This is a genomic window from Helcococcus bovis (assembly GCF_046035835.1).
Lineage (GTDB): Bacteria > Bacillota > Clostridia > Tissierellales > Peptoniphilaceae > Helcococcus > Helcococcus bovis.
On the sequence record NZ_JBFNGB010000010.1, the window covers coordinates 55,747 to 63,226 of the forward strand.

At 28.1% G+C, this 7,480-nt stretch carries 7 protein-coding genes; 4 read left to right on the forward strand and 3 right to left on the reverse strand.

What is annotated here, in order from left to right:
• Nucleotides 1–8: 8 nt before the first annotated feature.
• The 3 genes from ABGF48_RS04660 to ABGF48_RS04670 are packed head-to-tail and all read left to right on the forward strand — an operon-like array spanning nucleotide 9 to nucleotide 2,793.
• Complete coding sequence (locus tag ABGF48_RS04660; RefSeq protein ID WP_408105173.1) at nucleotides 9–941, forward strand: 1-phosphofructokinase; 933 nt, start codon at nucleotides 9–11, stop codon at nucleotides 939–941.
• Nucleotides 938–2,332 (forward strand): PTS fructose transporter subunit IIC, encoded by a 1,395-nt coding sequence (locus tag ABGF48_RS04665; RefSeq protein ID WP_408105174.1) that lies wholly within the window; start codon nucleotides 938–940, stop codon nucleotides 2,330–2,332. The genes ABGF48_RS04660 and ABGF48_RS04665 overlap by 4 nt, the downstream gene beginning before the upstream one ends.
• 17 nt (nucleotides 2,333–2,349) lie before the next feature.
• Complete coding sequence (locus tag ABGF48_RS04670) at nucleotides 2,350–2,793, forward strand: PTS sugar transporter subunit IIA (RefSeq protein WP_134744021.1); 444 nt, start codon at nucleotides 2,350–2,352, stop codon at nucleotides 2,791–2,793.
• Nucleotides 2,794–2,898: 105 nt separating this feature from the next.
• Here ABGF48_RS04670 and ABGF48_RS04675 read toward each other — a convergent pair whose 3' ends face one another.
• The 3 genes from ABGF48_RS04675 to ABGF48_RS04685 all read right to left on the reverse strand — a co-directional run bounded on the left by ABGF48_RS04675 (nucleotide 2,899) and on the right by ABGF48_RS04685 (nucleotide 5,880).
• A complete protein-coding gene (locus ABGF48_RS04675) occupies nucleotides 2,899–4,218 on the reverse strand; it encodes an MATE family efflux transporter (protein ID WP_408105175.1) in 1,320 nt (439 codons plus the stop codon).
• 257 nt (nucleotides 4,219–4,475) lie between these two features.
• Nucleotides 4,476–4,979 (reverse strand): helix-turn-helix domain-containing protein, encoded by a 504-nt coding sequence (locus ABGF48_RS04680; RefSeq protein WP_408105176.1) that lies wholly within the window; start codon nucleotides 4,977–4,979, stop codon nucleotides 4,476–4,478.
• A 100-nt stretch (nucleotides 4,980–5,079) separates the two neighbouring features.
• Nucleotides 5,080–5,880 (reverse strand): GNAT family N-acetyltransferase, encoded by an 801-nt coding sequence (locus ABGF48_RS04685; protein WP_408105177.1) that lies wholly within the window; start codon nucleotides 5,878–5,880, stop codon nucleotides 5,080–5,082.
• Nucleotides 5,881–6,010: 130 nt separating this feature from the next.
• On the opposite strand from ABGF48_RS04685, the gene ABGF48_RS04690 reads away from it, so the two are divergent.
• The gene (locus ABGF48_RS04690; RefSeq protein WP_408105178.1) at nucleotides 6,011–6,739 is read left to right on the forward strand and encodes a YebC/PmpR family DNA-binding transcriptional regulator; all 729 of its coding nucleotides are present in this window, start codon (nucleotides 6,011–6,013) and stop codon (nucleotides 6,737–6,739) included.
• Nucleotides 6,740–7,480 lie beyond the last annotated feature (741 nt).

The window sequence follows — 7,480 nt, forward strand, 5'->3', positions numbered from 1 at the left end:
GAGGTACGATGATTTATACATTTACAGCAAATTTAGCAATTGATTTATTTATTGAAACTGAAAAATTATTGCCGAATAAAGTTAATAGAACAAATTATTTTAAGTGTAGTGCCAATGGGAAAGGTGTAAATGTTTCGATTATTTTAGAAAATCTAGGAATCTCAAGTACTGTAACAGGATTTAAAGGTGGATTTACAGGACAACATATAGAGGACGATTTAAAAAAACGAAATATTAAAATTTTTATGCCCGAAATACAAGGATTAACACGCATAAATGTTTTTACAAATGTTCTTGATGAAAAAAAAGAATATACACAGGTGAACCCCGGGCCGATTATAGAAGAAGCTAAAGAATTTTTAAAAGCTTATTTTGAAAAAAAATTTCAGAAAAATGACATTCTTACTATAAATGGGAGTTTTCCAAAAGGTATTGATGAAAACTATATTTTTGAAATATGTAAAATCGCAAAAGATAGAAATGTTGAAATAGTTATTGATAATTCTTCAAAATTTGTTATTAATCTCTGCAAATTTGAACCGTTTATATTAAAACCAAATGAATTTGAGTTATGCTCTTGGTTTGATGAAAATGTTAAAGATGAAAAACAATTTATAAGATTAAGTAAAAAATTGATAAAAATGGGAACAAAGAATATTTTATTATCATTGGGAGAAAATGGAGCAATGTTAATAAACGAAAATTTAATTTTGAAATGTTCAGCTCCTGAAGGAAAAATAGTAAATACAGCTATGGCTGGAGATACTCTTTTAGCAACATATATTGCAGAAATTTATTTAGGAAAAGATAAAGAATATGCATTAAAAAAGGCAGTTTGTGCTGGTAGCTCAACAGCATTTAGAGATGGGCTTACGGATTTTTCTGATGTAAAAGATTTAATGAAACAAGTAAAAGTAGAAAAAATATGGGAGGAAATATGAAATATAAAATTTTAGCAGCTACAGGATGTACAACAGGCATAGCTCATACATATATGGCACAAGAAAAATTAGAACAAGCAGCAAAAAATAAGGGAGTTTCCATAAAGGTTGAAACTCACGGACAAATAGGTGTTGAAAATGAGTTTACCACAGAAGAAATAAAAGAGGCAGAAGCTATAATTATTGCGTCTGATAAAGATGTACAAGATGAAAGATTTGTAGGAAAAAGAATAATAGATGTTTCAGTATTACAAGGCATAAAAAACGCTGATAAACTTATTGAAGATGCATTAAATGGAAAAGGCGTTGTGAAATATCCTATTAATAACTCAGAAAATATAAATATAAATTCTTCTCAAATCAATAATGAAAATTTAAATTTTGGTAGACAAATCTACAGACATTTGATGAATGGCGTTTCTCATATGTTACCATTTGTGGTAAGTGGTGGTGTGTTAATTGCTATTTCATTTTTATGGGGGATTTTTTCATCAGATCCAAATCATGCATCATATAATCAATTTGCCGCAATATTAAAAAATATAGGAGGTATTGCTTTAGGATTAATGACCCCTATATTAGCAACTTATATCGCTCAAAGTATAGGTAAAAGGCCGGCTATTGTTCCGGGGTTTATCGCAGGATTTATTGCACATAATGGTGGAGCTGGCTTTTTAGGAGGCATAATTGCTGGCTTTATAGCTGGTTACAGTATAATTCTATTGGAAAAATTATTAAAAAATGCACCAAAACAATTAGATGGACTAAAAGCTATATTTTTATATCCATTATTTAGTGTTTTAATTACAGGTTTATTGATGACTATAATTGTTGGACCAATGGTAACTATAAATGAAGCAATGATGAAATTTTTAGCACAATTTGAAAATTCTAATCCTATACTTTTAGGTTTTATAGTAGGAATAATGTGTGCGACAGACTTTGGTGGGCCAGTAAATAAAGCTGCATATGTAACAGGCACAGCACTTCTTGCACAAGGAAATTATTCATTTATGGCAGGGGTATCAGCTGCTTGCATAGCTCCACCTCTAGTTACAACTATTTCAGTTTTATTATTCAAAAATAAATTTACAAAAGATGAAAAAAACGCAGCTTATGTTAATGCTATATTAGGTGCTACTCATATAACAGAAGGTGCAATACCATTTGCTGCTAAAGATCCTCTAAGAGCATTACCTTGCTTTATGTTAGGATCATCTATTTCTGCTATATTAACTTATCTTATGAAAGTACAAGTTCCAGCACCTCATGGGGGATTCTTGGTATTGCCGGTAGTAACTAATCCACTACAATGGGTGATTGCTATATTAGTTGGTTCAATAGTAGGAGGTATTGCTTTAGGCTTAACAAGAAAGAAAATAATGGAGTAAATTTTTAAGGAGATAGAATGGCGATAATTACAGAAAATGGAATATTATTAAATCAGAAATTTAGTAATAAAAAAGAAGTTTTAAGGAAATTGTCTGAACTTTCAGTTGAATTGGGAATAAGCTCTTCAAAGAATGAAGTTTTTAAATCTTATGTTGATAGAGAAAATGAAGGTTTGACAGGAATGATGAATAATTTTGCTATTCCTCATGCCAAATCTTCATCAGTAAAAACAGCACAAATATTATTTATTAGAAACGAAAATGATATAGAAGATTGGGAAACCTTGGATGAAAGCAAGGTTAATCTGATTATATCCTTATTAATTCCTGAAGATAATAACGAAGAACACTTAAAACTTTTAGCAAATATTTCAAGAAAATTGATGAATGAAGAAAATATTGAGATATTAAAAAACGCTAAAACTAAAGATGAAATATTAAAATTGTTATCAATCATATAAAAATAAAAAATCCCCATGCCACTTTTACATACTCCTTTTCGGAGCTTTAAAAGTGGTTATGGGGATTTTTTTACATTTTTTATACAATTTCCTATAGAATTGGATCTAGTATTCCAATTTTCCCCTTTTTATATTTAATAAAAAAACTATTGATACAAATAATGTAATGAACTCTGAAACTATCATGGCGTACCAAATTGAGTTAACTCCAAATATTAGTGGAATAATGTTTACACTCAATGCAACCAAAACATATCCTCTTAGAATATTTATGATAAATTCTTTTTTTGGCATTCTTACTGCGGTCAAATATCCGCCTGTAACTATGTTAAATCCTAGTATTAAAAGTGCAAATGAATATATTCTTATATCCATTATTGCTTCGTTTAAAAATTTCAGCTTTGTTTCGTCTAAAAATATGTTGATTATCTCATCTGTCCAAATTTGAATTACTAAAAATACTAAAATAGTTATCCCTAGCACTATTGAATACATCATTTTTTTCAGCAATTTTACACTTTTTATGTCCTTTTTTCCTATATAATAAGCTATCAACGGCTGTGTTCCTTGATTTACCGACAACATGATGTTTGTAAATAAGTTTAATATATACATTATGATAGAAAATATTGCTAAACCTTTGATTCCAAGCGTTGCCGCAAGTTTTGTATTAAATATGAAAATTATAAAGCCTGTTGACAATTCTGCCAAAAATGCTGGAATTCCGTATTTTATAATATTTTTAATAATTGTAAAATTAAATTTTATCTTAACAAAATTTAATCTTGATTTTTGCGATGAAAAATAAATTGCATACAATACTGACGGAATAAATTGTGATATTCCTGTAGCCCAGGCCGCTCCTTTTATTCCAAAATTATAATAAAATACAAATAAATAATCCAAAACTATATTTATAGACGCCGAAATTAACATTAATATAAACCCTATTGTTGGCTTGCCTTCAGCCTTTACAAGTAATTCAAATACATAAGTAAGAATGATGAAAGGTGAAAATATTGAAATTACCTTGGCATAATCTACCGCATAACTCTTGACTTCTTCATTCTTACCTAAAAAATCAACTATAGAATTAATGTTGAAAAACGAAATCAAGGAAATCAGCATTCCTACTAAAGCGGCAATCAAAACAGTTTGCGTAAAATAATTATCCGCCCTTTTCTTGTCATTTTTACCCAAACTGAAAGAAACAATATTTAAACTTCCAATCGAAAATAGCATCGATAAAGAAAATAGAAATGTGATAAATGGAATCGTGACATTTACTGCGGACAATGCCTCCACACCTATACCTCGCCCTACAAATATTCCATCAACTACTGAATAAATGGAATAGAAAATTATTCCTCCTATTGAAAGTGACACAAATTTCAGATATTTTTTTATGAGATTTCCATCTTGCATGATGGCTCCTTTCTTTTTATGAGATTATTTATTTTCTATTATATCAATAATTAAATATAAAGACAAAAAGCATGCTAACATGCATGCTTTTTATTTTACCTTTTATAAATTTCTTTACAATGTCCAATATTTAAAATTAATATTATTATATATCATTAATTTCAACAATAATTCTATATTTACCTACTCTGTATCTCCACGATCCCTTAAAATTCCCTACTAAATTTTTCCTGATTTTTCAAGTTTCTTGATTATTTCTATAAATAGCTCTTAATAACATCTATCATTTTTTGATTTTCTATATAATCCTTAACTTCGTTTATATCGATTTTTCCACCATCCATAATATGTTGAACAATGACTTCTGTAATTAACACTTCTCTAGTTTTTGCATCTGATAAATATTTTTCCAAATCAATATTCATTTTCTTATTTATACCTTCTATCATGCCTAAATAAAAAGTACTATTTTTACCAAAATATTTTCCAACATTTTCTATAGATTCAAATCCCTTAACTACGTCTGAAATAGACATAAATCTAATATTTTTATAAACCATACTTCCTCCATTAAGTAATAAATTTACGTTGGTATCTAATTCACTTGCTAAATCTAAAAGAATTGAAGTATCTGGTAAGCTTTCCCCATTTTCCCATTTTGAAATTGCTTGAAATGATATAAATAATTTTTCAGCCAATTCTTTTTGAGTCATTCCCTTTGATTTTCTAAGTTCTTTTATATATCTCCCAACTTTATTCATAACAACCTCTTTTCATAGATATCTATAAATAAATATTATTACTTAACTAAGATTCTGTAAATAATCTATTATTTTAGATTATTCAACTAAAAATAGAATTTTAATCTTCTCTCCTAAACTCCACCTGAGAAAACACTTTTTCAAATCCTAATGATGAATACAAGTGATTTGAAATAGGATTTTTCTTATCTACATTTAATACGGCAATTTTACCATTTTTAATAATTTCATTTTTCAATGTGTTTACAACTTTCCTTGCATAACTATTTCCACGGTATTCAACTCTAGTGTATACATCTGAAATTTTACAAATTTCATCTGAAAAATCCCCATATTTTGCCATTGAAATTATTTTATCTCCATCTCTTATAACCCTGTATTTATCAATATTTGATTTTAATTTTTCTAAACTTACCTCATTATCCAAACCTACATCTTTTATAAAATTTCCCAAACAATCATATAATTCATCTATATCATCAAAATTTGTGTGTTCTACTTCATTACAAGATGGTTCTGTAATCTGTTTTGAGTCCATGAAATCAAATGCTAATCCTAATTTAAATTTAATTTTATATTTTTCTGCAAAAATATTTTTAATTGAATTTCCTAATTCATATAAACTCAAAAAATTTTTAATTTCTAATTTTTCGGTAAGAATGTAATCAATAGCCTCTTCTAAGCATTCCTCATCTCCATAAAATATTGCCCCGTATGGATCACACTTAATTATAATAAGTTTTTTATCACCAATTTCAGATTTTAGTGCATAGTTTTTATTGTCGCATTCTTGCAAAACATTAGAATTATTTATTAAATAAAGAGAAAAATATTTATTTTGTTGTAATAATCTTAAATTTTCGGTAATGAATTCTTGACCATTTTTGTACTGTTTTATCATATTTCCCCCATCAATATAAATATCATTTATTTTTTTATCCTATTTCTACCAATAAAACCCCTTTTAATTATATCATATTTCTGATATAATATATGCGATTAATTTTAAATAAATGAAAGAAGGTATTAAAATGGGAAGAGCTCATGAAGTGCGTGCAGCATCAATGGCTAAAACTGCCGCTATGAAAACAAAATTATATTCAAGATTTGGTAAAGAAATATATATTGCAGCAAAGAGTGGTGAACCAGATCCAGAAATGAACTTAACTCTTAAGAGAAAAATTCAAGAAGCAAAGTCCAATCAAATCCCTGCTGATGTTATTAAAAGAGCTATCGATAAAGCAAAAGGTGGCACTGTAGAAAACTATACTGAAGCTCGTTATGAAGGTTTTGGACCTGGAAATTCAACATTCATCGTAGATTGCTTAACAGACAATACAAATCGTTCAATGACTGACGTAAGAACAGCATTTACAAAATCTCCCGGTGCGAAGATGGTTAACACAGGTGGGGTTTCATACAACTATGAATCTGTTGGTCTATTTGAATTTAAATATGACAATGAAGATGCTATGCTGGAAGCCTTACTTGAAGCAGATGTTGATGTAATTGATGTATTAGTTGAAGATGGTGAAATGACCGTAAAGACATCATTTTCTGATTTTGGTAAAGGTCAAGATGCAATTGAAAAATTAATTCCAAATGTAGAATTTGATACTTGTGAAACTGCAATGATTCCAAATGAATATGTTACATTAACAGCTCAAGAAGATATTGACGCATTCAATAAATTAATGGGAATGCTAAACGAATCTGACGATGTAAACAAAATTTACCACAATGTAATTATAAATGAATAATTTATTTGCCAAACATATTAAATTGTTTCTTAAATCTGACTTGCTTGTGGCAAATTAAAATTTTTTTGCCGACCTCGCCAAATTGGTTTTGCTAGACTTGCTTGTGGTAAATTAGTAAAAGCTCCTTATGGAGCTTTTTTTTTGAAAAGTTGGGCATTTAAATATTTTAGGAACTTGATGTCCCAATCGCAATAAAACTGGTAAGTAAATTTACTATAGCTATGAGTTATCTTAAATTTTCATTTTGCATTTTTGTGGGTACAATTTTTAACTCGAAAATTATCGCTTTTTTTAATTTTATATTTTGTGGGTATTTTTCATGAAAAATTTATAGGGATTTTAATGTATTTCATTATCTCAATTTAATGAATATGATTTTTGAGATACTTTTCATCCCTAATTTTATTATCGCTTTTTTTAATATTGATTTTTTGCGTACATTTTAAGCTAAAATTTTATTATCGCTTTTTATTATTTTTTTTAATTGAGATAATTTTCTAATTTATATTTTTGATTTTTACATGTCCTCTTTAAATTTTCAGAACACAGATCATATATTTCCATAATATATTAAATTTTATTAACAATAATGACATTAACATTTCACAAATTTTATGTAATAATCTATACAAAGACCAGCTATCAAATGTCAATAGATAAATGATTAATTGTTTGCAGTGCTCATGGATTATAATTTTTTATCTAAAACCTGTCAAGGGAGAGCCCTTGACAGAACTTAGC

Bases quoted from the DNA above. Each gene is read 5' to 3' on its own strand.
- ABGF48_RS04680 (WP_408105176.1), bottom strand. From the start codon at position 4,979: ATGAATAAAGTTGGGAGATATATAAAAGAACTTAGAAAATCAAAGGGA.
- ABGF48_RS04660 (WP_408105173.1), top strand. From the start codon at position 9: ATGATTTATACATTTACAGCAAATTTAGCAATTGATTTATTTATTGAA.
- ABGF48_RS04665 (WP_408105174.1), top strand. From the start codon at position 938: ATGAAATATAAAATTTTAGCAGCTACAGGATGTACAACAGGCATAGCT.
- ABGF48_RS04670 (WP_134744021.1), top strand. From the start codon at position 2,350: ATGGCGATAATTACAGAAAATGGAATATTATTAAATCAGAAATTTAGT.
- ABGF48_RS04690 (WP_408105178.1), top strand. From the start codon at position 6,011: ATGGGAAGAGCTCATGAAGTGCGTGCAGCATCAATGGCTAAAACTGCC.
- ABGF48_RS04685 (WP_408105177.1), bottom strand. From the start codon at position 5,880: ATGATAAAACAGTACAAAAATGGTCAAGAATTCATTACCGAAAATTTA.
- ABGF48_RS04675 (WP_408105175.1), bottom strand. From the start codon at position 4,218: ATGCAAGATGGAAATCTCATAAAAAAATATCTGAAATTTGTGTCACTT.